The sequence below is a fragment of the Streptomyces sp. NPDC003635 genome, from assembly GCF_053587635.1.
Genome location: NZ_JBSFOK010000037.1, coordinates 61,050 through 83,846, shown reverse-complemented (window position 1 = coordinate 83,846; position 22,797 = coordinate 61,050). Strand labels below are relative to the sequence as shown.

At 71.6% G+C, this 22,797-nt stretch carries 15 protein-coding genes; 5 read left to right on the top strand and 10 right to left on the bottom strand.

What is annotated here, in order from left to right:
* The 4 genes from ACWDRW_RS29010 to ACWDRW_RS28995 all read right to left on the bottom strand — a co-directional run bounded on the left by ACWDRW_RS29010 (position 1) and on the right by ACWDRW_RS28995 (position 4,058).
* On the bottom strand, positions 1–1,221 hold the full coding sequence (locus ACWDRW_RS29010; protein WP_451727705.1) for a cytochrome P450: 1,221 nt from the start codon (positions 1,219–1,221) through the stop codon (positions 1–3).
* Between the two features lie 386 nt (positions 1,222–1,607).
* On the bottom strand, positions 1,608–2,390 hold the full coding sequence (locus ACWDRW_RS29005) for an N-formylglutamate amidohydrolase (protein WP_451727703.1): 783 nt from the start codon (positions 2,388–2,390) through the stop codon (positions 1,608–1,610).
* A gap of 16 nt (positions 2,391–2,406) precedes the next feature.
* Complete coding sequence (locus tag ACWDRW_RS29000) at positions 2,407–2,967, bottom strand: DinB family protein (protein ID WP_451727700.1); 561 nt, start codon at positions 2,965–2,967, stop codon at positions 2,407–2,409.
* A gap of 41 nt (positions 2,968–3,008) precedes the next feature.
* Positions 3,009–4,058: a hypothetical protein gene (locus ACWDRW_RS28995; protein WP_451727698.1), complete on the bottom strand. Its 1,050-nt coding sequence runs from the start codon at positions 4,056–4,058 to the stop codon at positions 3,009–3,011.
* A gap of 118 nt (positions 4,059–4,176) precedes the next feature.
* Here ACWDRW_RS28995 and ACWDRW_RS28990 point away from each other — a divergent pair, with 118 nt between their 5' ends.
* A complete protein-coding gene (locus ACWDRW_RS28990) occupies positions 4,177–4,707 on the top strand; it encodes a VOC family protein (RefSeq protein ID WP_451727727.1) in 531 nt (176 codons plus the stop codon).
* Positions 4,708–4,728: 21 nt separating this feature from the next.
* Here ACWDRW_RS28990 and ACWDRW_RS28985 read toward each other — a convergent pair whose 3' ends face one another.
* Together ACWDRW_RS28985 and ACWDRW_RS28980 are read right to left on the bottom strand one after the other, a co-directional pair.
* On the bottom strand, positions 4,729–5,094 hold the full coding sequence (locus tag ACWDRW_RS28985; protein WP_451727695.1) for a hypothetical protein: 366 nt from the start codon (positions 5,092–5,094) through the stop codon (positions 4,729–4,731).
* Between the two features lie 154 nt (positions 5,095–5,248).
* On the bottom strand, positions 5,249–7,468 hold the full coding sequence (locus ACWDRW_RS28980) for an NADP-dependent isocitrate dehydrogenase (protein WP_451727692.1): 2,220 nt from the start codon (positions 7,466–7,468) through the stop codon (positions 5,249–5,251).
* Positions 7,469–7,886: 418 nt separating this feature from the next.
* Here ACWDRW_RS28980 and ACWDRW_RS28975 point away from each other — a divergent pair, with 418 nt between their 5' ends.
* Complete coding sequence (locus tag ACWDRW_RS28975) at positions 7,887–9,428, top strand: M1 family metallopeptidase (RefSeq protein WP_451727690.1); 1,542 nt, start codon at positions 7,887–7,889, stop codon at positions 9,426–9,428.
* Positions 9,429–9,450: 22 nt separating this feature from the next.
* Here ACWDRW_RS28975 and ACWDRW_RS28970 read toward each other — a convergent pair whose 3' ends face one another.
* The 3 genes from ACWDRW_RS28970 to ACWDRW_RS28960 form a co-directional block, all read right to left on the bottom strand.
* Positions 9,451–10,569, bottom strand: a complete 1,119-nt coding sequence (locus tag ACWDRW_RS28970) for a mechanosensitive ion channel family protein (RefSeq protein WP_451727687.1) — start codon at positions 10,567–10,569, stop codon at positions 9,451–9,453.
* 312 nt (positions 10,570–10,881) lie between these two features.
* Entirely contained in the window at positions 10,882–11,640 is a 759-nt protein-coding gene (locus ACWDRW_RS28965; RefSeq protein WP_451727684.1) for a crotonase/enoyl-CoA hydratase family protein, read from the bottom strand.
* Positions 11,641–11,686: 46 nt separating this feature from the next.
* Positions 11,687–12,655 (bottom strand): lysylphosphatidylglycerol synthase transmembrane domain-containing protein, encoded by a 969-nt coding sequence (locus ACWDRW_RS28960; protein ID WP_451727682.1) that lies wholly within the window; start codon positions 12,653–12,655, stop codon positions 11,687–11,689.
* Positions 12,656–12,796: 141 nt separating this feature from the next.
* On the opposite strand from ACWDRW_RS28960, the gene ACWDRW_RS28955 reads away from it, so the two are divergent.
* Both ACWDRW_RS28955 and ACWDRW_RS28950 read left to right on the top strand, forming a co-directional pair.
* Complete coding sequence (locus tag ACWDRW_RS28955) at positions 12,797–14,674, top strand: ABC transporter ATP-binding protein (protein ID WP_451727724.1); 1,878 nt, start codon at positions 12,797–12,799, stop codon at positions 14,672–14,674.
* A gap of 151 nt (positions 14,675–14,825) precedes the next feature.
* Positions 14,826–18,722: a glycoside hydrolase family 2 TIM barrel-domain containing protein gene (locus tag ACWDRW_RS28950; protein ID WP_451727679.1), complete on the top strand. Its 3,897-nt coding sequence runs from the start codon at positions 14,826–14,828 to the stop codon at positions 18,720–18,722.
* A 15-nt stretch (positions 18,723–18,737) separates the two neighbouring features.
* On the opposite strand, the gene ACWDRW_RS28945 is transcribed toward ACWDRW_RS28950, so the two are convergent.
* The gene (locus ACWDRW_RS28945; protein ID WP_451727676.1) at positions 18,738–20,063 is read right to left on the bottom strand and encodes a diacylglycerol/lipid kinase family protein; all 1,326 of its coding nucleotides are present in this window, start codon (positions 20,061–20,063) and stop codon (positions 18,738–18,740) included.
* Between the two features lie 179 nt (positions 20,064–20,242).
* Here ACWDRW_RS28945 and ACWDRW_RS28940 point away from each other — a divergent pair, with 179 nt between their 5' ends.
* On the top strand, positions 20,243–22,711 hold the full coding sequence (locus ACWDRW_RS28940; RefSeq protein ID WP_451727673.1) for an ATP-dependent Clp protease ATP-binding subunit: 2,469 nt from the start codon (positions 20,243–20,245) through the stop codon (positions 22,709–22,711).
* Positions 22,712–22,797: the final 86 nt, after the last annotated feature.

Below are 22,797 nucleotides of genomic sequence, written 5' to 3'. Positions count from 1 at the left end.
TCACCAGGCGCAGGGCAGGGACTGCGGACCCCGGATCATGGTCCTACGGCGCCATGGCACCTCCTCGGGTGCCACCGCGAGCCGCAGTCCCGGCAGCCGCTCCAGCAGCGTGTCCAGCAACAGCTCGGTCTGGAGCCGGGCGAGGACCGCGCCGGTGCAGTAGTGCGGGCCGTTGCCGAAGGCCAGATGCGGCGGTGCCGAGCGGTCCGGGTCGATCCGGTCCGGCTGCGCGAAGACCTCGGGGTCGCGGTTGGCGGCCAGGTAGGACACGTACACCGGGTCCCCGGCGCGGATGCGGAACCCCCGCAGGTCGACGTCCTCCAGGGCGATCCGGGCGAGGCCCACGCTGCTGCGGTGCGGGATGAAGCGCAGCAGCTCGTCGAGGAGCGCCCCCCGCTCCTCGGGCCGCCCGCGCATGCGCTCCCGCAGCTCGGGGCGGGTGAGCAGCAGGTACAGCATCTGGCCGCAGTTGTGGGTGACGGCCTCGCCCCCGATCTGCAACGGCCCGGCGAGGCCGACCGCCTCGGTCTCGCTGATCTCACCGCGGTGCACGGCGGACCCGAGCAGCGAGTACACGTCGTCCCCGGGGCTGTGGGCGCGGGCCCGGATGGTGTCGGTGATCCACCCGTACATCCCGTTCTTGGCCCGCTCGGCGTCCTCGGCGCCGGAGGTGGAGATGATGGTCCGGGTCCAGGAGTGCACCTGGGCGCGGTCGGCGGCCGGTACGCCCATGACCTCGCTGACCACGGCGATGGGGAACGGCTCCAGCACCCGCTCGATGAGATCGGCGGGCGGACCGTCGCGTACGACGCCGTCGACGAGCTCGTCCAGCATGCGCTGCGCGTGCGGGCGCAGCCGCTTCATCGCGCCGACGGTGAACGCGCCGGCCACGGGCTTGCGCAGCCGGTTGTGGTCGGGCTGGTCGGCGAAGGCCAGCGAGCCGGGGCGGGGCTTGAAGTGCGGGGCCATGCGGGTCACCTGACGTGTGGTGACCTCCGCCCGGCTGAACCGGGGGTCGTTGGTGATCGCTTTGGCGTCGTCGTAGCGGGTGGCCAGCCATGCCCAGCCCTCGCCGTGCGGCAGCCGGATGCGGGTGAGCGGGCCCTCGCGCATGAGGTCGGCGAGGACCGGGTCGAAGTCCGTGCCGTCGAGGTCCATGGCGGGCCAGTCCCGTACGGGGGGAGGCGCCTGCCCGGTGAGCGTGGTGGTCTCCTCAGTCATGCCCTCAACCCTCGACCCCACCCGCCCGGCTGTCGCCCGGGAGTGCTCCAGCCGGTGGTCGTCCGGGCGGGTGCTCGGGTCTGCGTGGTGGGGTGGGTGAGGGCTTCGACTGCCGGTGGTGGTCCGTGCGGGTTCTCGGGTGTCGGGGGTGGGCTGGGTGGGTTTCCGGCTGCCGCTGGCCGTCCGGGCTTGTTCTCGACTGCCGGTGGTGCCGGACCGGGATCCTTGGTGTCGGTTGTTGTCCGGGCAGGCTCGACGCGGGTGGTGGCCGGGGTGGCGGGATCCTTGGTGTCGGAGGCTGTCCGGGCGGTCTCGACGCCGGTGGTGGGGGCGGGCGGCGTCTCGGCCGGTCGTGGCGGCGTCGGCGGTGTCTCGACCGCCGTGGGTCACCCGGGCAGGGCGTCGACCAGGCGGGCGAGGGCGGAGGCGAGGCGCGGGAGCCCGGGCCCGGCGGGGCCGCCGGGCTCCGCCATGTACGTGTCCCGCCGGATCTCCACCATCAGCGCGCTGACCCGCGGGTCGGCCCCGTAGAACTCCAGCGGTACGTACGTCCCGCCGAAGGGACTGTCGAGTCCGACGTCCCCGCACTCCGCGAACGCCTCCCGGGCCGCCGCGAGCAGCCCGGGAGGCGTGTGGAAGGAGTCGGTCCCGAGACAGACCGCCGGGCGGGGCCCGTCCCCGTGCAGTTCGTAGGGCAGGGCCCGGCTCGGATAGGAGTGCACGTCGATGATCACGGCCCGCCCGGTGGCGGCGAGCCGTCCTGCCACGGCATCGCTCATGGCCCGCGCGTACGGCCGGAAGTACCGGGCGAGCAGCGGCTCGGGATCCCCGTCGTCCTCCCGCAGCACGTCCTTGTGCGTGGTCCGCGTGTAGACGGCGCCCATGCCGACGGCGGCCATCTCCTCCCGCTCGTCGGGGAACCGCTCCGGGTCCACGACCAGCCGGGACAGCCGGTTGGCGAACACCCAGGGCGTGACCGCGCACGCGTCGGCCGCCGCGTCGGCGATCCGCGCGGTGTGCGCGTCGGTGAGGTGATCGAGCTCCCGCTCGAGCGCCGCGTCGTCGAGCACGATCCCGCGCCGCACCTCGTCCGGGATCTCGCGTGCGGAGTGCGGGACATGGAGGACGACGGGGGAGTGCTCGGCGCCGGGGGTGAGGGCGAAGTTCATGGGTGGGCTCCTGTGCCTACTGTCCCACCCGGCCGTCGATCCGTTCGCGCAGCAGGTCGGCGTGGCCGCAGTGGCGGGCGTACTCCTCGATGCGGTGCACCCACAGTTCGCGCAGCGAGTTGTTGTCCTCGCCCACCCGGGTGGCCGGGTCCGGATGCCCGTTGAACACCGCGTCGGTCGCCGCCTGTTCCCGGGCGAGGTCGGCGAACGCGCCGTCGACCACGGCCTGTTCCGCGACGGCCCCCTCGAAGTCGTCGTCCCGCTTGCCGTACAGCTTCGGTTCCGGCTCGCCCGGCACGATCCAGTTGCGCCAGTCCCGCTCCACCTCGGCGAGATGGCGCAGCAGACCGAGCAGGGACATGGTGGACGGCGGCACCGATCGGCGGGCGAGTTGCTCCGGGTCCAGACCCTGGCACTTCATCTCCAGCGTCAGCCGGAAGTCGCGCAGCACGCTCCGGTACGTCGCCAGCTCACCCTCCGGGCCGGGCCCGTCGTTGTCGCGGGGATCCTCGCCCGGGTCCGCCCACATGTCCGGGTAGACGCTTGCCTGAGTCCATCGCTCGGGTACGTCGCTCATTGCGCTCACGATGCTGAGGAAGGGGCGGGCGTGCAAGCGATTTACGAGCCCTCCAGGGCCCAGCGGTTGAGCGTCCGGGTGCCGTCGTCGTAGGTGAGCCAGGTCCCGTCGCCGAGGGGACACACGGCGCTGTCCACCGGCCCGGAAGGATAGGTGATCGTCCCGCGTGTCTCCAGGGTCCTGGCGTCGAGGAGCCAGTGCCGGGCCTCGTCCGGGTCCTCGTCGTACTCGACCGTCGACGCGATGACGGCGCCGGCGTCGACGAAGCCGCAGCCGTGGTCCCAGCTGTCGGCGTCCTCCGGCTCCCCCTGCGCCAGCACGGTGCCGTCCAGGGCGTGCAGCCGCAGGTCCGCTCCGTAGTGCTCGACGGTCAGGAAGCCGGGATGGTCGGGGTGGACGTCCGTCAGGATGCGGGCCGTGCTTCCGTCGTTGTCCCAGCTGGTCAGTGCCTCGCCGTCCCAGCGCGCCCAGTGGATCAGGACGCCGTCCTGCCCCATGCCGATGCACAGGCCCATGTGGGCACCGTCGGGATGGGAGACCTGGTGCGAACCGGCCGCCGCGCTGTCCAGCGGCAGCCGGGCCAACTCCCGCCCGTCGCGGGCGTCGAGGACCACCCAGCACTCCTCCCAGGAGCCGTCCTCCGGTTCGAGCACGACATGGGCCCAGACCAGCCGGCCGTCGTCGGACACCCGGCACGACCCGTGCTCCAGCCCGCGACAGACCTCTTGCTCGTCGCCCGTGTGCGGGTGCCCGATCTCGGGGCCCCAGCAGCCGTGCCGGTACTCCCACAGGGTCCGGCCCTCCGCTCCCACGGCGCGGACCGCCCGCTGCCCCGAGAACACCGCGAACTCACCGTCGGGGCTTACCGAATAAACCCCCCGGTCCCAGCCCGGCCAGGGCAGCGGGAACACGGCCGTGGGCGCCGACTCCCCCTCGAAGACCTCGTACAGGTCGTAGACCTCGAGCTCGTGGCCCTGCCGGAGCAGCGCGCGTCGCGAGCCGTCCCCACGGCTCTCCAGGGCGAACCCGTTGACCAGTGCCCGCCCGCCCGGCAGCTTCACCGAGTCGCGCAGTTGTGCGGTGATCGACATGCCGCAGAAGGTAGCGGAGGCCACTGACAGCGCCGTCCGGCGCGGCATGCAGGACAGGAACCGGCCCAGTGCGTCGATAGCGTCGTCGCTGACCGTCGTCCTCAGCGAAGGGGCCATCATGTCCGAGCGGAGCCGTACCGTGCCCGAGGGTTACACCACTGTCGCGCCCTGGGTCGTCACCGATGACACAGGGGCCTTCCTCGACTTCGTCGCCGAGGTGTTCGAGGGCGAGGAGCTGGCTCGGGTGGTGACCGAGGACGGACTCGTCGGGCACGGTGAGATCAGGGTGGGGGAAACCGTCGTACTGGCCTTCGACCGCCGGCCCGAGTGGCCCGTCCTGCCGAGCCTGCTGAGGGTGTTCGTCGCCGACGCGGACGCCGCGTTCGCGCGGGCCGTCGCGGCCGGCGCGCAGGTCGTCACCGAACTGTCGGACAGTGCCTTCGGACAGCGCGGTGGGCGGGTCAAGGGCCCCTTCGGGAACATCTGGTGGGTGGTCAGCCACGTCGAGGACGTGCCCGAGGACGAGATGTGGAAGCGGCTTCGGCAGCCGGTCCACGCCGAGGGCATGCGCGTCGCCCAGGAGACCCTCGACGCCGAGCTCGGCGGCCGGAGCCAGGGGCGCGGCAGCGCGCCCGTCCGGAACACCTGACCGCCGAGCCGGGTAGCCGCGTCAGTTCAGCGGGACCTGCTTGGGGGTGCCGTAGAAGGTGATCGGGGGCCAGCCCTTGGCCGCGGCCAACTCGTTGAGGGCCTCGGCGATCTCGGTGGGGCTGACGGCGGAGGCCGTCGGGGTCTCGTGGTTCTGCACCCGGAACTCGATCTCGACCTCCATGTTCGTGCCGCCCTCGTCTGCGCCGGCCCTCCAGGTACGACCCTTGAAGAACGTCTGCGGGTCGAACTCGGTCGCCACCGCCGCGGCCTGCGCCTCCGCCTCCGCCGCGGAAGCCGGCTGGGCCGACGCCGCGCTGCCGAGCACCGCGCCCGCCGCGGTCGTACCGGAATAGCCGAGCAGGGCTCGCCTGGACATGCTGGACATGGGTCCCCTCCCTCTGCGGCCGTACGGGTGTCTCCCGGGGCCGCGGGAGTGATCGTAAGCATGATCGACAGCGGTGCGGGGCTGAACGAGATCGTCCGGAAATGCCGGAGGGCCGGCCCCTGACGGGGTCGGCCCTCCGGATGAGCTCAAGGCATCAGCTCAGGGACGCCAGCGCCTCGTTCCAGGTCGCCGACGGGCGCATGACCTTCGCGGCCTTCGCCGGGTCCGGCTGGTAGTAGCCGCCGATCTCGGCCGGGGAGCCCTGCACCGCGTTCAACTCCTCGACGATCTTCTGCTCGTTCGCCGTGAGCGTCTCCGCGATCGCGGCGAAGGCCTTGGCCAGCTCCGCGTCGTCGGTCTGCTGGGCCAGCTCCTGCGCCCAGTACAGGGACAGGTAGAAGTGGCTGCCGCGGTTGTCGATGCCGCCGACGCGGCGGGTCGGGGACTTGTCCTCGTTGAGGAAGGTCGCCGTGGCGCGGTCGAGCGTGTCGGCGAGGACCTGGGCGCGGGCGTTGCCCGTGGTCTTCGCGTACTGCTCCAGGGACGGCACCAGCGCGAAGAACTCACCGAGCGAGTCCCAGCGCAGGTAGTTCTCCTTGACCAGCTGCTGGACGTGCTTCGGCGCGGAACCGCCGGCGCCCGTCTCGAACAGGCCGCCGCCCGCCATCAGCGGGACGACCGACAGCATCTTGGCGCTGGTGCCCAGCTCCAGGATGGGGAAGAGGTCCGTCAGGTAGTCGCGCAGCACGTTGCCGGTGACGGAGATGGTGTTCTCGCCGCGGCGGATGCGCTCCACCGACAGCTTGGTGGCCTCGACCGGGGCCAGGATGCGGATGTCCAGGCCGTCGGTGTCGTGCTCGGGCAGGTACGCCTTGACCTTGGCGATCAGGTTGGCGTCGTGCGCGCGGGTCTCGTCCAGCCAGAACACGGCCGGGTCGCCGGTGGCGCGGGCGCGGGTGACGGCCAGCTTCACCCAGTCCTTGATCGGCGCGTCCTTGGTCTGGCAGGCGCGGAAGATGTCACCGGCGGACACGGCCTGCTCGATGACGGCATCGCCGTTCTGGTCGACCAGGCGGACGGTGCCGGTGACCGGGATCTCGAAGGTCTTGTCGTGCGAGCCGTACTCCTCGGCCTTCTGCGCCATCAGACCGACGTTCGGGACGGTGCCCATGGTCGAGGGGTCGTAGGCGCCGTTGGCGCGGCAGTCGTCGACGACGACCTGGTAGACACCGGCGTACGACGAGTCCGGCAGCACCGCGATGGTGTCGGCCTCCTGGCCGTCCGGGCCCCACATGTGGCCGGAGGTGCGGATCATGGCCGGCATCGAGGCGTCGACGATCACGTCGGACGGCACGTGCAGGTTGGTGATGCCCTTGTCGGAGTCGACCATCGCCAGGGCCGGGCCCTCGGCGAGCTCGGCGTCGAAGGAGGCCTTGATCTCGGCGCCCTCGGGCAGGGCCTCCAGGCCCTTGAAGATGCCGCCCAGACCGTCGTTCGGGGTCAGACCGGCACCGGCGAGGACCTCGCCGTACTTCGCGAAGGTCTTCGGGAAGAAGGCGCGGACGACGTGGCCGAAGATGATCGGGTCGGAGACCTTCATCATCGTGGCCTTCAGGTGCACGGAGAACAGCACGCCCTCCGCCTTGGCCCGGGCGACCTGCGCGGTCAGGAACTCGCGCAGCGCGGCGACGCGCATCACGGAGGCGTCGACGACCTCGCCGGCGAGGACCGGTACGGACTCGCGCAGCACGGTCGTGGAACCGTCGTCGCCCTTGAGCTCGATGCGCAGCGAACCGGCCTCGGAGATCACGACGGACTTCTCGGTGGAGCGGAAGTCGTCGACGCCCATCGTGGCCACGTTCGTCTTGGAGTCGGAGCTCCAGGCGCCCATGCGGTGCGGGTGGGTCTTGGCGTAGTTCTTGACCGAGGCGGGGGCGCGGCGGTCGGAGTTGCCCTCACGCAGGACCGGGTTCACGGCGGAACCCTTGACCTTGTCGTAGCGGGCCTGGATGTCCCGCTCCTCGTCGGTCTTCGGGTCGTCCGGGTAGTTCGGCAGCGCGTAGCCCTGGCCCTGCAGCTCGGCGACGGCGGCCTTGAGCTGCGGGATCGACGCCGAGATGTTCGGCAGCTTGATGATGTTGGCCGCGGGCGTCTTGGCGAGCTCACCGAGCTCGGCCAGGGCGTCCGGGATGCGCTGGTCCTCGGTCAGGTACTCCGGGAACACCGCGATGATGCGGCCGGCCAGCGAGATGTCCCGCGTCTCCACGGCGACACCCGCGCGCGAGGCGTACGCCTGGACCACCGGCAGGAAGGAATACGTCGCCAGGGCCGGGGCCTCGTCAGTGTGCGTATAGATGATGGTCGAGTCAGTCACCGGGTGCTCCGCTCCACGTCTGCAACATTGCTCGACATCAAGATATCTCGTGATCGCCCCCGGCTCGACAGGGGTCCGCACCGGACTCGACGAGGATCCGCCCCGACTCGACCGGGCTCCGTACCCGGCTCGACCGGAGCGCGGCCCGCCCCCGCCTCGCCGGAGCCCTCACCCGCCTCGCGGGAGTGCGCCCTCTGACTCGGCGCGGCTTGCCCGCCGGCGGCGGAAGCCCCCGGCCACTCGCCTGCAGGACCGCCCCTGCGTCGCCGTACGCCCTGCTCCCCGTCGGAACGCGTGCGGCACGAGTTTTGGTCGGAGGGGCAACCTCCGGGCGGGATCCGGCAGTCCTGTAAGTGGATCACTCGATCCGAGGCGATGGCCGGACCTGACCACCCGGCCGCCCGAGCGAAAGCAGACCATGAGATATCGCACCCGAGTGACGGCACCGGCCGCCCTGATCGGTACGGCGGCGGCCCTGTCCGTTGCCCCGTCCGCGCACGCCGCCTCCGCGAAGACCGGGACCCCGGGCCCCGAGACCATCGGCGACCCCGTCTTCCCCGCGCTCGGCAACGACGGCTACCGCGTCTCGTCGTACCACCTCGATTTCGCCTACGACGCCACGACCCGGCTCGTCGACGCCACCGCCACCCTGCGCATCCGCACCACCCAGGCCCTGACCCGTTTCTCCCTGGACGCCCTCGGCCTGGACGTCCGCGCCGTCCGCGTCGCCGGTCGCGCCGCGGCCTTCGAGCAGGCGGGGGAGAAGCTGCGGATCACCCCGGCCGTGACGCTGCCGAACAAGGCCGGGGTCACGGTCTGCGTGGAGTACTCCGCCGACCCGCGCCTCACCCTCTCGCACACCGGCTGGGTGGCCACCCCGGACGGCTTCGCGGTGGCCTGCCAGCCCGACTCCGCGCACACGGTCTTCCCCTGCAACGACCACCCGGTGGACAAGGCCGACTTCACCTTCCGGCTCACCGTCCCCGCCGGACTGCGCGGCGTCGCCACCGGCCGGCTCGTACGCACCGAGACCCTGGCCGACGGCCGGACCGCGTACACGTACCGCTCCCGCTCGCCGATCGCCACGGAGATGGTGCAGATCACGGTCGGCGACTATGTGATCAAGGACCGGCAGGGCCCGCACGGGCTGCCGCTGCGGGACGTCGTGCCGGTCGCGCGGGCCGCCGCGCTGGAGCCCGCGCTCGCGCTCACCCCGGCCCTGGTCGAGTGGATCGAGGGGAAGCTGGGGGCCTACCCCTTCGAGACCTACGGGCTGCTGCCCTGCAACTCCGACGTCCCGGAGCCCTTCGGCTTCACCGGCCTGGAGACCCAGACGCTCACCATCTACCGGCCGAACTACCTCCTCCAGGAGGAGAAGAAGATCGGCTCGCACATGATGCACGAGCTGGTCCACTCCTACTTCGGCAACAGCGTCTCACCCGCCACCTGGGCCGACCTCTGGCTGAACGAGGGCCACGCCGACTTCTACGGGCTGCTGTACCGCTACGAGCGCGGCTGGCCCGACTCGCTCGGCATGACCAGCCTGGAAGCCCGGATGAAGCACACCTACGCGCTCGGTGACCAGTGGCGCGCCACCTCGGGCCCGGTCGCCGCGCCGAACGCCGCGAACCTCTTCGACAGCCAGCGCTACCTGGGTGGCGTCCTCGTCCTGTACGCCCTGCGGCAGGCCGTCGGCGAGGACGCCTTCGACGCGCTCGAGCGCGCCTTCCTGGAGCGGTACCGCGACTCCTCGGCGTCGACCGAGAACTACATAGCCGTCGCCTCCGAGGTGTCCGGGCAGGACCTGTCGGGCTTCCTGCGGGACTGGCTCTACGGCACGAAGACGCCGCGGATGCCGGGCCACCCGGACTGGACGGTGACCCCGGTGGCCTCGTCGCCGTCGCCGGCCGCCCCGCGCAGGCGGCGCGGTGGTTACCACGACAACTCGGCCACCCTCTGAGCCGCTTGACCGCTGAGCAGGTTCAGTCGAGCCGGGCGGAGGGGACTTCGCCCGGCTCGTTCTCCGGGCCGCGCTGCTGCGGGATGACCAAGGGCTCCGGCTCCGCGGCCGGCCCGGCCTGCTGGATCGCCACGGTCCGCGTCGGAGCGGGGATCCGGATGCCCTCCAGGCGGTAGCGCTTGTGCAGGCGCTTGATGAACTCGTGCTTGATCCGGTACTGGTCGCTGAACTCGCCGACGCCCAGGATGACGGTGAAGCCGATCCGGGAGTCGCCGAAGGTGTGGAAGCGGATGATGGGCTCGTGGTCCGGGAGGGCGCCCTCGACCTCGGACATCACCTCACCGATGACCTCGTTCGTCACCCGCTCGACCTGCTCCAGATCACTGTCGTAGGCGACGCCGACCTGGAGCAGGATGGTCAACTCCTGCTCGGGACGCATGAAGTTGGTCATGTTCGTCTTGGCGAGCTCGCCGTTGGGGATGACGACCAGGTTGTTGGAGAGATTACGGACGGTCGTCTGACGCCAGTTGATGTCCTCGACGTAGCCCTCCTCCCCACTGCTCAGCCGGATGTAGTCACCGGGCTGGACGGTCTTGGAGGCGAGGATGTGGATGCCCGCGAAGAGGTTGGCCAGCGTGTCCTGCAGCGCGAGCGCGACCGCGAGACCACCGACGCCGAGGGCGGTGAGCAGGGGCGCTATGGAGATGCCCAGGGTCTGCAGCACCACGAGGAAGCCGATGGCGAGGACCAGGATCCGGGTGATGTTGACGAAGATCGTGGCGGATCCGGCGACGCCGGGCCGGGACTGGGTGACCGTCCGCATCACCCCGGCGATGCCCCGGGCCACCGCCAGCGTGACGACGAAGATGAGCAGCACGGTCAGGGTCTGATTGACGTTGTGCTGGACCGTCTTGGTCAGCGGCAGCGCGGCCCCGGCGGTGGCCGCACCGCCGAGGAACGCGGCCCACGGCACGCTGGTGCGCAGCACGTCGACGATGAGGTCGTCGCCGCTCCAGCGGGTGCGGTCGGCGTGCTTGCCCAGCCAGCGCAGCAGCGTCCGCAGCAGGAACGCCGCCAGCAGGCCCGCGGCCAGCGCGATGCCGGCGATGACCAGGTCGTCCATGGTGAGATCCCGCTTCACCGGTCACCTCCGAGGAGAGAAGCGGCGGCGCGATACCCCGCCGTCGGCCGGATGTGAAGTTTCGTCACGTCTGTCACCTGCTTGATTCCCGGACCCTACCAACGCCCGCCGACCGGGCACGACGGCTCATCCTGCCGTATGGCGCACAGGGGTTCGTACCAGGTCCGTCGCCGTGGCGGGAGCGGCCGGGGGCGCGGACCGGGCGCGTCCATGCCCCCGTGTACGCCCGCGCTCTGCACGACTCTCCTGCCGGCACGGGCCGTTGGCCCTTGCGGTCGTGAGGACATGCGTGGTGCGGGAAGGGCCTGAGGGCTATCCGAAGCTTCCGTGCCGGCCCGCCCCCGCCGCGAACCGTGCCGCCCCCTCCAGGCTCTCCGCCAACACCCGTGCGCCGTGCCGGAGTTCCGATCGCAGCGCGGTCGGCTCGTCGAGGCCCTCCTGGTCCAGCACCGAGGCGCGATCCGCGCGCAGGCACGCCTGGGGGAAGGCGGCGATCGTGGCGGCCAGGGTCTCCGCCTCCGCGCGGGCGGTGCCGGTGGGGACCAGGCGGTCGGCCAGTCCGATCCCGTACGCCTCCGGTCCCGGGACCGGGCGGCCCGTCAGGATCAGGTCCATCGCTCGGCCGGTGCCGATCAGGCGGGGCAGGCGTACCGTGCCGCCGTCGATCAGCGGCACGCCCCAGCGGCGGCAGAAGACGCCGAAGACGGCGTCCTCCTCGGCGACGCGGAGGTCGCACCAGAGGGCGAGTTCCAGGCCGCCGGCGACCGCGTGTCCGGCGATCGCCGCGATCACCGGTTTCGTCAGGCGCAGGCGGGTGGGGCCCATCGGGCCGTCGCCGTCCTCCTCGACCCGGTTGGAGCGGTCGGTGCCCATCGCCTTCAGGTCGGCCCCCGCGCAGAACGTGCCGCCCTCACCCCACAGCACCGCCACCCGCGCCTCCTCGTCCGCCTCGAAGGCCCGGAAGGCGGCGGCCAGTTCGGCCGCCGTCGGGCCGTCGACGGCGTTGCGGACCTCGGGGCGGGACAGGACGACCGTGGTGACGTGTTCCCGGCGTTCGACGCGGACCGGCATGGCGAAAGCCCCTTTCCGTGGGTCGGCCCAGCACGTTACCGACCGGTCAGATCACCTTCCAGCGGACCAGCGCGCCGAGCGTCAGCGCCCCCGGCAGGATCGGGACCCAGACCGTGATGATCCGGTACGCCAGTACCACCGCCGTCGCCACGGCGGCGGAGCCGCCCGCCGCCACCAGCGCCACGATCAGCGCCGCCTCGACCGAGCCGAGGCCGCCCGGTGTGGGGATCAGGGCGACCGCGACCGTCGCCGCCAGGTAGGCGACCGCCATGTGCAGGGGAGGCACGTCCAGGCCCAGCGCCTCGCCCACCGCCACGAGCCCGGCCGCCTGGAGCGCCGGGAAGGCGAACGCGCCGCCCCACAGGGCGAGGGCCCGGGAGGCGCGGGTGTGCACGGAGCGGGCCTCGCCGAGGGCGGTGCGCAGGAAGGAGAGCACGGCGGTGCGCACCCGGCGGATCAGCGCCAGGGCGCCCGCCGTCAGCAGCGCGGCCACGGCGACGGTGACGAGCAGCGGGCCCGTCGCCCCCTCCGGCAGCAGGGTGCTCAGTCGCAGCGCGTCCGGGCAGGCCAGCAGCAGCGCGGCGAGCAGCGCGAGCCGGCCTATGGACTCGGCGAGGAGATAGAGCGCGATCGCCGCCGAGGAGCGGGCCAGCGGCAGCCCGCAGACCGTCATGAACCGCAGATTGACGGCGCTGGCGCCGAGCCCCGTCGGCAGCAGGTGGTTGGCCGCGCCCGCCGCGAACTGGGTGACGAGCAGCCGCGCCGAGGGCAGCCGTTCGGCGACGGCACCCTGACGGCAGCACGCGGCGGCGACCCAGGTCCCGCAGGTGGCGCCGACCGCCGCCAGCAGCCAGGGCCACTCGGCGGTGCCCAGGTGCGCGAAGCCCTGCGCGAGCACGTCACGGTGCCGCACCGCCACCACCGCGACCAGCACCAGCGGGAGCAGGCAGAGGATCTGGCGGACGGGGAGGCGCCGTCCGGCCTTGGGCACGTGGGGGAGTTGTACCGCTGTCACAGTCGGAGAGGTTTTCCGCACCGTCCCAACTGCGGGTTGCGGAAACGGGGCTTCCGGCTTACGTCCGGTCATCGGGACCCTCGTACCGGAGAACGCGTTGACCTCAAGGAAGCTTGAGGTTCTACGTTCTCTCCCATGAGCATGGAGACGACAGCCTGGACGCAGCTGCACACCGTCATGAACGCCGAACAGGAGCGCCGCCCGTTCGCGCGCGACACGCTCCGCCGCATCGGCGCCTTCGCCCGTCCGCACCGCGCGCGCATCGCGCGGTTCGTGGTGCTCGGGGTGGTCACCGCGCTGCTCGCGGTGGCGACGCCCGTACTGGCGGGACTCGTCGTCGACGCGATCGTCTCGGGCGGCGACGAGGGCGAGGTCGTCCGGCTCGCCCTGTTGATCGCCCTCATCGCGGTCGTGGAGGCCGGGCTCGGCATCCTCTCCCGGCGGCTCTCGGCGACGCTCGGGGAGGGGCTCATCCTCGATCTGCGGACGGCCGTGTTCGACCACGTGCAGCGCATGCCGGTCGCGTTCTTCACCCGCACCCGTACCGGCGCGCTCGTCTCCCGGCTCAACAACGACGTCATCGGCGCCCAGCGCGCCTTCAGCAACACCCTCTCCGGAGTGGTGAGCAACCTGGTCACACTGCTGCTCACTCTTGTCGTGATGCTCACCCTGTCCTGGCAGATCACCCTGCTCGCGCTGGTACTGCTCCCGGTGTTCGTGATCCCGGCCCGCCGGATGGGCCGCCGGATGGCGCGCATGCAGCGGGAGGCGGCCACCCTCAACGCGGCGATGGGCACCCGGATGACCGAGCGCTTCTCCGCCCCCGGCGCCACCCTCGTCAAGCTCTTCGGCCGACCCGGGCAGGAGTCCGAGGAGTTCGCGGCTCGCGCCCGCCGCGTCGCCGACATCGGCATCCGTACCGCCACCGCGCAGTCGGCGTTCATCACCGCCCTGACCCTGGTATCCGCCCTCGCGCTCGCCCTGGTCTACGGCCTCGGTGGCTTCTTCGCCCTGCGCGGCAGCCTGGAACCCGGAGCCGTCGTCTCGCTCGCCCTGCTGCTGACGCGGCTGTACGCCCCGCTGACCTCCCTCGCCGGGGCGCGCGTGGAGGTGATGAGCGCCCTCGTCAGCTTCGAGCGGGTCTTCGAGGTGCTCGACCTCGAACCCCTCATCCAGGAGAAGCCGGACGCCCGGGAGATCCCGGACGGACCGGTCTCGGTGGAGTTCGCCGACGTCCGCTTCGGCTATCCGTCCGCCGACAAGGTCTCCCTCGCCTCCCTGGAGGAGGTCGCCTCGCTCGACACCCGCGGCGGCTCCGAGGTCCTGCGCGGGATCTCCTTCCGTGCCGAGCCCGGACAGACGGTCGCGCTCGTCGGCTCCTCCGGCGCCGGCAAGTCGACCATCGCGAGCCTGCTGCCCAGGCTGTACGACGTCGACGGCGGCGCCGTACGCGTCGGCGGCCTGGACGTCCGCGAGGTGAGCGCCGAGTCCCTGCGGGCGACCCTCGGCATGGTCACCCAGGACGGCCACCTGTTCCATGACACGGTCCGCGCCAACCTGCTGCTGGCCCGGCCCGGCGCCACCGAGGAGGAGGTGTGGGACGCTCTGCGCCGCTCCCGCCTCGACGACCTCGTGCGAGAGCTGCCCGACGGTCTGGACACGGTGGTCGGCGAGCGCGGGTACCGGCTCTCCGGCGGGGAGCGCCAGCGGTTGACCATCGCCCGGCTGCTGCTGGCCCGCCAGCGCGTGGTGATCCTCGACGAGGCCACCGCCCACCTCGACAACACCTCCGAGGCCGCCGTCCAGGAGGCCCTGACCGAGGCGCTGGAGGGCAGGACCGCCGTCGTCATCGCGCACCGGCTGTCCACGGTGCGCGCGGCCGACCTGATCCTGGTGGTCGAGGACGGCCGGATCGTGGAACGCGGCACCCATGACGCGCTGTTGGCGACCGGGGGACGCTACGCCGAGCTGTACCGAACGCAGTTCGAGGAGCGTCCGTCCGCGGACGTGGCGGCCTGAGCCATGAAGCCCGAACAGATCAGGACCGAACAGATACGGACGGGGTGATTGCTTCGATTCTGTTGGAGTCCTAGGGTGTGGCTGGCTCACCAGCATCTGACGTGTCCTCAGTACGTGCAGTCCCTGTCGTTTCGAGGAAGGCGCCACGGTCATGCCGCACCCACCCGTGTCCCCCACCGGCCGCCCCGAGCGCGTGGCCGTCAGCCGCCGCCGTCTGCTGGAGGGCGGGGCCGCCGTGCTCGGCGCACTCGCCCTCTCCGCCGGCCCCGCCGCCGTCCGGCGCGCCGACGCGGCGGACGGCACCCCGGAATGGAACGGCAACATCGCCGTCTTCCGGCTCGGCACCGAGCCACCGCACACCACGCTCATGCCGTACGAGGGGCTCGCCCAGGCCCTGGCCGCCGACCGCACCCGCTCGCCGTACCGGCTGAGCCTGGACGGCACCTGGAAGTTCGCGTACGCCGACCGCCCCGACGACCGGGACCCCGACTTCCACCGCACCGACGTCGACGACAGCGACTGGGACACCCTCCCGGTGCCCTCGGTGTGGCAACTGCACGGCTACGACCGCCCGATCTACCTCAACATCACCTACCCCTACTGGGGACCCAACGGCCTGGGCGAGGAACCGCAGCCCCCGGCCGCGCCGACCCGCTACAACCCGGTCGGCCAGTACCGCCGTACCTTCACCGTCCCCCGTGGCTGGTCGGGACGCCGTACCTTCCTGCACTTCGAGGGCGTGAAGTCGGCGCACTACGTGTGGATCAACGGCGAACTCGTCGGCTACCACGAGGACTCCTACACCCCGGCCGAGTACGACATCACCGACCACCTGAGGCCGGGCACCAACCAGATCGCCGTGGAGGTCTACCGCTACTCGGACGGCGACTGGCTGGAGGACCAGGACATGATCCGGGTGAGCGGCATCTTCCGCTCGGTCCACCTCTACTCCACCCCGGCCGTCCACCTGCGCGACTTCACACTGGACACCCCGCTCAGCGCCGACTACAAGGCCGCCGAGCTGTCGGTCACCGCGAGCGTGCGCGCCTACGCGGACGGCACGCAGGGGTCGTACACCGTCGAGACCCAGCTCTACGACGCCGGCGGGCACGCCGTCTGGTCCCGGCCGCTGACCCAGGTCGCGAAGGTGGGCGATCCCGGCGCGGACACGACCGTGACCGCCGCCAAGTCCGTGCCCGCACCGAAGCTCTGGTCCGCCGAGCACCCGCACCTCTACACCGCGGTGCTCAGACTGCGCGACCCGTCCGGCAAGGTGATCGAGACCCTGTCCCACCGGGTCGGCCTGCGCGAATTCGCCCTGCGCGACGGCCTGATGCGCATCAACGGCCAGCCGGTGTCCTTCCGCGGCACCAACCGCCACGAGACGCACCCCGAGCGCGGCACGGCCCTCACCCGCGCCGACATGGTCCGGGACATCGAGGTCATCAAGCGGATGAACATCAACTCGGTCCGCACCTCGCACTACCCGAACAACACCGTCTGGTACGAACTCGCCGACGAGTACGGCCTGTACCTCGTCGACGAGACCAACCTGGAGACCCACGGCATCAGAAACCGTTTCCCCGGCGACGACCCCGACTGGAGCAAGGCCTGCGTGGCCCGCGCGCAGAACATGGTCCACCGCGACAAGAACCACGCCTCGGTCGTCATCTGGTCCCTCGGCAACGAGGCCGGCACCGGCAGCACCTTCGTCGACATGCACACCTGGATCAAGTCCTACGACCCCACCCGCGTCGTCCAGTACGAGGGCGACGACCGGCCCGGGATCAGCGACATCCGCTCCGAGATGTACGACACCCCCGCCCGCGTCGAGTCCCGCGCCAAGGACACCGCGGACACCCGGCCGTACGTCATGATCGAGTACTCCCACGCGATGGGGAACTCCAACGGCAACTTCAAGAAGTACTGGGACCTGATCCGCCGCTACGACGTGCTTCAGGGCGGCTGGATCTGGGACTTCGTCGACCAGTCGCTGAGCTGGCCGACGCCCACCCGCAAGCTGCTCACCGAGACCGGACCCGGCGCCCTGCGCGGCGAGATCATGGCTCCCGCGGGCACCTTCGACCGCGCCAAGGGCCTCTACGGCGGCACCGTCTTCGCCCGGGACCCGCGGCTCGACCTCACCGGCTCACTCACCCTGGAGGCGTGGGTCACCCCGCATGTGACGGGCTATCACCAGCCGATCATCGCCAAGGGCGACACCCAATACGCGCTCAAGCAGAACAACAGGAACCTGGAGTTCTTCATCCACGGCGGCGGGCAGTGGATCAGCGTGAACTGGGCCCTGCCCAAAGAAGGTTGGGCCGGGACCGAGCACCACGTCGCCGGTGTGTTCGACGCCGACGCGGGCACGCTGACCCTGTACGTCGACGGCGAGGCCAAGGCCACCCGCACCACCACCCGCCGCCCCGGCAGCAACACCGCGCCGCTCGCCCTGGCCACCGATGTCGACAACTCCACCCGGGAGTTCAGCGGTCTCATCCGGCGGGCCCGCGTCTACGCGCGCGCCCTGAGCGCCGCCGAACTCGCCTCCGAGCAGCGCGGCCCCGGCGACGAGGGCGTGCGCTTCTGGTTCGACGCGGCCACCGTCCAGCTGACCGAGAAACGGCCCGCGGAGAAGACCTTCTACGCCTACGGCGGCGACTGGGGCGACAACCCCAACGACGGCAACTTCGTCGCCGACGGCATCGTCACCGCCGACCGGGGGCACACCGGCAAGGCCGCCGAGGTCAAACGCGTCTACCAGGCGATCAACGTCTCGCCCGCCTCCGACGGCCGGGTGGGGGCCGTCACCCTCACCAACGAAAACCTGTTCACCAACCTCCGCGATTTCGACGCCAGTTGGTTCCTGGTCGCCGACGGCGAGGTGGTGCAGCGCGGCACGCTGAGCCGCGGCCAGCTCGATGTGCCACCGCTGTCGAGCAAGAACGTCACCGTGCCCGTGAAGCCGCCCGCCGACCCCGCCCCGGGCACCGAGTACTTCCTCGAACTCTCCTTCACCACCAAGGAGCCCACCAAGTGGGCGAAGGCGGGCTTCGAAGTGGCCCGGCAGCAGCTTCCCCTCGACCTGGGCAGCCCCGAGGTCACCCCGGTGCCACTGGCCGACGTCCGCGCGCTCGCCCATGTCGACGGCGAGAACGACGTCACCGTCACCGGAGAGGGCTTCTCCGTCACCGTCGACAAGAAGAGCGGCGTCATCACCTCCTACGAGGCGGCGGGCGCAGCGCTGCTGGCCTCCGGGCCCACGCCCAACTTCTGGCGGGCGCCCACCGACAACGACAAGGGAAACGGACAGCACACCCGCAACGAGACCTGGCGCGACGCCGGCGCGCGCCGCAAGGTGACCGAGGTGACCGTGCGCCCGGTACGGGACCGGGCCGTCGAGATCAAGGTCAGCGGCACCCTGCCGACGACGGTGGAGTCGAGGTACAGCACCACCTACACCGTCTTCGGCAATGGCGAGATCAAGGTCGACAACACCCTGCACCCGGGCGCGAGTTCCCTGCCGTACATCCCGGAGGTCGGCACGCTGCTCCTGCTGCCCGGCCGCCTGGATCGACTGCACTACTACGGCCGCGGCCCCGAGGAGAACCACTGGGACCGCAACAACGGAACCGACGTGGGGCGGTACTCCGGCACCGTCTCAGGACAGTGGACGCCGTACATCCGCCCGCAGGAGAACGGCAACAAGACCGACGTCCGCTGGGCCGCGCTCACCGACCGTGAGGGCGTCGGGCTGCTCGTCAGCGGTGAACCGCTGCTGGAGATCAACGCCTCGCACGTCACCCCGGAGGACCTGTCGTCCGGAGTGCGCCACGACTACCAGATCACCCCGCGCGAGGAGGTCGTCCTGCGGGTCTGCCACCGGCAGATGGGCGTGGGCGGCGACAACAGCTGGGGCGCGCACACGCACGACGAGTACAAGCTGTTCGCCAACCGCGACTACGCCTACACCTACCGGCTGCGTCCCCTGGCCGACCTCGCCGACGCGACCCGGGCCGCACGGCGGCCGACGGCGACGGAGTGAGCGCGGAGGGCTCGGTCACCACCGGCGCCCGGGCGCGGCCGTACGGCCGACGGCCGCGGCGAGTTTGCGCAGCCGGCGCCAGTCGAGGTGGAGTTGGCGTCGGCGCCGACGCGGGACCCGGACTCTGAGGGCGCCGGGTGCGATACGGCAGTGGACCGGGCCGGACAGGACGAGGGCCTCGCCGTCGAGGCCGACCTCGACCTCCGGCCGGTCCGACTCCACCACGACCTCGCGGGCGGTCAGCACGGCGAGTCCCGTCGGCTCCGGGTCCAGCAGCAGCCCAGTGGCCTCGGCCGCGCCCGCCACCCGTACACCGAGGACGCCCAGCACTCCTGTGTCGAGCCGGTCGCGCCGCCCGAAACCGAAGGGATCGCCGGTCCGGTAGGGGTTGTTGCTCACCAGCACGGCCTGCGGCGCCTTGAGTATCTCCTCTCCCGCGACGACGATCAGCCGCGGCCCCTGCCGCCCGGTGAGCAGGTCGGGCAGCAGCTCCAGGCTGGTGCCGAGCTTGTCGTCGCGGTACGAGGGGCTCTGCACGATCGCCGCGTACGCGCCGAAGGAGGCGTTGTTCACGAACGGCCGGTCCCCGGCGAAACCGAGGTCGACCCGGATCTCGACGCCGTCGGCCAGCGCGGCGAGGCAGGAGGCGGGGTCGTCGCGGTCCAGCCCCAGGTCCAGCGCGAAGTGGTTGCGGGTACCGGCGCTGATGACCAGGAACGGGAGGTCGTGCTCGGCGGCGACGGCCGCGACCAGTGCCTGGGTGCCGTCGCCGCCCGCGGCACCGAGCAGGTCGGCGCCGTCCGCGACGGCCCGCCGGGCCAGCTCCGTGACGTCCTGCGGCCGGTCCGGGTCCAGGACGTGCACCTCGGCGCCGAGCCGTTCGGCCTGCTCCCGCAGCCCGAACCGTTCGACCTTCCCGCCACCCGAGCGCGGGTTCATGATCAGGAACGGTCGCCGGGGCGGCGGGCACCGGCGCTCCCGCACCCGGTGCACCCCGGTGCCGCGCAGGGCGTACCGGCCGCACCAGACGGCCACGCCCCACAGCGCGAGCGACACCGGCAGCGCCCAGAACAGCGTGACGGCGAACAGGGCGACGACGACCGCGGGGACGACCAGGACCACCAGCGCCGCCACCCAGCGCAGCGGCCCTCGCAGCGACACCGTCCACCACGCCGCGGCCGCCGTCACCACCAGCCCGAACGCGCCGGACACCAGCAGCAGTACTCCGTTCAGCCCACCGAGGGCGACGGGGACGACGACCGTGAGCCCGGCGGCCGCCAACGCGGTCCGCGCCGCCCATCGCTGCCGGCGATAGGCCCGGCCGTCCACGTCCTCGATCATGTTTCCTCCGCTCCCCGGCGGTCATCGTAGGGGCGGAGCCCCGGCACATGGGGGGCGCGTCCGGTCCCCCGGTCGCCGACATGGTCACCGGCTGACGCATACAGACCGGCGAATGAGCGGTATGTGACTTTTTCGCCCAAGATGGTGGATGTTGTCGATCTCGCGGGACAGGAGCCCTCATGTCGATGTCGTCCTTCGGATTCGGTTCCGCCGATCCCTTCGGCGAGATGCTCAACCGCTTCTTCGGGATGTCGCCCGCCTCCTCGCCCCCGGCCGTGCAGCGCGTGCCGATCGGACGGCTGCTGACCGAGTCCTCCCAGGAGCTGCTGAATCTCGCCGCCCGCAAGGCGGTCGAGGACGGCACGGCGGACCTGGACACCGAGCATCTGCTGTGGGCGGCGACGAAGGTCGACCCGGCACGCGGCATCCTCGACCAGGCCGGGGTGGACCCGGACGCCCTCGCGACCCAGATCGCCAAGGTGCTGCCCCGCGAGGCCGGTGAGCCCTCCGCCGAGCCCGGTCTCACCCCCGCCGCCAAGCGCACCCTGGGCGCCGCCTACGCCCGCTCCCAGGCGACCGGTGCCTCGTACATCGGTCCCGAGCACATCCTCGCCGCGCTGCTGGACGGCGGCGACTCCGGGGCGGCCAGGCTGCTGCGGGCCGACGGCCAGGACATGAGCAGGCTGGAGCAGGCGGCCCGCGGCGACCACACCCCTCCCGCGCGCAGGGAACCGGCCACGACCCTGGAGGAGTACGGCCGGGACCTGACGGAGGAGGCCAGGGCCGGGAAGCTCGACCCGGTGGTGGGACGGGCGGAGGAGATCGAGCAGACGGTCGAGATCCTCTCCCGGCGCTCGAAGAACAACCCGGTGCTCATCGGGGAGCCCGGCGTCGGTAAGACCGCCATCGTGGAGGGCCTGGCCCAGCGCATCGTCGCGGGCGAGGTGCCCGCCACGCTGAAGGGCAAGCGGGTGATCTCGCTCGACCTGTCCGCCATGGTCGCGGGCGCGCAGTACCGCGGCCAGTTCGAGGAGCGGCTGAAGAAGGTCATCGAGGACGTCCAGCGGGCCGAGGGCGAGATCATCCTGTTCATCGACGAGCTGCACACCGTGGTCGGCGCCGGCGCTGCCGGCGAGGGCGCGATGGACGCGGGCAACATGCTCAAACCGGCGCTGGCGCGGGGCGAGTTGCACGTCGTGGGCGCGACGACGATCGACGAGTACCGCAAGCACGTGGAGAAGGACGCCGCGCTGGAGCGCCGCTTCCAGCCCGTCCTGGTGCCGGAGCCGACGGTCGAGGAGACCGTGCTGATCCTGGAGGGGCTGCGCGACTCCTACGAGGCGCACCACCAGGTCCGGTTCACGGACGAGGCGTTGGCGGCATCGGCGGAGCTCTCCGACCGTTACGTCGGCGACCGCTTCCTGCCGGACAAGGCCATCGACGTCATGGACCAGGCGGGCGCGCGGGTACGGCTGCGCAGCGCCGGACGGTCCACCGAGGTGGCCGACCGCGAGGAGCGTATCGCCAAGCTGCGGCGGGAACAGGAGCAGGCCGTCACGGCCGAGGACTTCGAGAAGGCCGCGGGGCTCAAGCAGGAGATCGCCGCGGTGGAGGGCGAGCTGGCCGCGATCGAGGAGCGGCGCGCGGGCGTGGTCACGGTGACCGCCCACGACATCGCCGACGTCGTCTCCCGCCGTACCGGCATCCCCGTCGCGCAGTTGACGGCGAGCGAGAAGGACCGGCTGCTGAAGCTGGAGGAGGAGATGCACGCGCGGATCGTCGGCCAGGACGAGGCCGTCGTCGCCGTCTCCCAGGCCGTACGCCGCAACCGGGCCGGGATGGGCGACCCGAACCGGCCCGTCGGCTCCTTCCTCTTCCTCGGCCCGACCGGGGTCGGCAAGACCGAACTCGCCAAGACGCTCGCCGAGTTGCTGTTCGGTGACGAGGACCGCATGATCCGCTTCGACATGAGCGAGTTCCAGGAGAAGCACACCGTCGCCCGTCTGGTCGGGGCGCCTCCCGGGTACGTCGGCTACGAGGATGCCGGCCAGCTCACCGAGAAGGTCCGCCGCCAGCCGTACAGCGTGGTGCTGTTCGACGAGGTGGAGAAGGCCCATCCGGACGTCTTCAACACCCTGCTCCAGATCCTGGACGACGGGCGGCTCACCGACGCCCAGGGCCGCACGGTCGACTTCCGGCACTGCGTGATCACCATGACGTCCAACATCGGCGCGCACCGGATCCTCGACCACAAGGGCGACACGTCGGAGATCAAGGACGAGCTGATGGAGGACCTGCGGGGACGGTTCCTGCCCGAGTTCCTCAACCGCATCGACGACATCATCGTCTTCCACGCGCTCGACCAGGAGCACCTGGCGCGGATCGTGGAGCAACTGCTGGCCCGCAGTGAGCACCGGGTGCGCGCCCAGGGCATGCGCCTGGAGGTCACCGACGCCGCGAAGAAGCTCCTCGTCGCCCACGGCCACCGGCCGGAGTTCGGCGCCCGGCCGCTGCGCCGCACGATCCAGGCCGAACTGGACAACCGCATCGCCGACCTCCTCCTCGGCGGCGTGGCCGACCCGGGCGACACGATCGTCGCCGACGTCGTCAAGGACACCCTCCACTGCACCGTACGCAAACCGTCCTGACTCCTTCACCAGGTGCCTCACCCGGCCGACGTGGGTAGGGAAGCATCGCCCGGCCCCACGGCCGGAGCGCCACGGAGGAAGGGGCG